The sequence below is a fragment of the Komagataeibacter saccharivorans genome, assembly GCF_003207825.1.
GTDB classification, from domain to species: domain Bacteria; phylum Pseudomonadota; class Alphaproteobacteria; order Acetobacterales; family Acetobacteraceae; genus Komagataeibacter; species Komagataeibacter saccharivorans.
The window spans coordinates 1-994 of record NZ_NKTY01000089.1 but is presented as its reverse complement, the minus strand read 5'-3'; the positions used below and the strand labels follow the sequence as shown (position 1 = coordinate 994).

The following is a 994-nucleotide window of genomic DNA, read 5'->3' as shown; positions in this document are numbered from 1 at the left end:
TGGGCGTCAGTAAAGCGATCACTCTTCATCAGAATCTCCTCAATTCTTACGCTGAGAAAATTCTCATTCAAAAGTCACTCTTTTTATGGGGGGATTACCCCGTCTGCTGAAGCCGGTGCCTGTTCGGTGCTCGTTGAGCAGTCCTGCCCAGCACAGCGGTCGCAGGACATGGACATACAGACTGGCGGTCAGCTTGAAATCACGGTGACGGATTTCCTCTTCTTCGCCCCCGTAGAGAACCGAACACAGCCGCTCTTCGGTGACGGCAACCTGAGCTTCGATATTAATGACGTTGAGAAAGATGTTCCAGTTGCCGAACAGTGGTTCATCGCTTCGGGTGTAAGGGCTGTGGTCAACGACAAAGAGGAGATGGGTCGTCAACAGCATCCAGAGCCGGGCTGGCTCCGATTGGAGCTTTCTCGCCAGGTCGGTCAGCCGCAGGGTTCCCTTGAAATGCCGTGCGAGCTTCGCACTGAGCAGAGTCTCATGCAGGATCACCAGCGGTGGGAAATCGTGTTCATTGAGAACTTTGTTGATGGCATAGAGGTCTTCGACCGTATAGCCGGGCCAGTCAAATGCCTCGGCGGCCCATGTGACAAAATAGCGTTTCAGCGCCTTGCTGGGCGTGAGGCCGATCGGGCCGTTTTCCTCAATATAGTCGATCGTCAGCAGCGCGGCCTTTAGGATGAGGGCATGCGACAGGGGCAGGTCGGTGTCAGCTGAACGAAACGGATTCATCGCATAGACAATGAACCAGGCAGGTGCGAGTTGCCAGTCTGGCTTTGCGACGCGGGGACGACCTCCGTTACGCGTCTTTCATTGTAATGTCGGTTGTCGCCTTCATGTCGGACATGCAAATGCCCGGATGACTTTTCGCATAGCGGACATGACTAGATGTTTAGTCCCAGGATTTGATGGTGCGGATTTTGCATGAACCGTGATGGTTCTTTTTCCCATTGCTGGCAAATAAATTCATATGGAGTGAGGCCGCGCA

The 994-nt window shown here is 53.7% G+C and carries 1 protein-coding gene and 1 pseudogene; both read right to left on the bottom strand.

The features are described from left to right. Positions 1-63 precede the first annotated feature (63 nt). On the bottom strand, positions 64-738 hold the full coding sequence (locus CFR79_RS15465; RefSeq protein ID WP_110548469.1) for a hypothetical protein: 675 nt from the start codon (positions 736-738) through the stop codon (positions 64-66). A gap of 152 nt (positions 739-890) precedes the next feature. Next, positions 891-994: pseudogene (locus tag CFR79_RS15460) on the bottom strand (IS481 family transposase); the annotation flags it as partial.

Bases quoted from the DNA above. Each gene is read 5' to 3' on its own strand.
- CFR79_RS15465 (WP_110548469.1), bottom strand. From the start codon at position 738: ATGAATCCGTTTCGTTCAGCTGACACCGACCTGCCCCTGTCGCATGCC.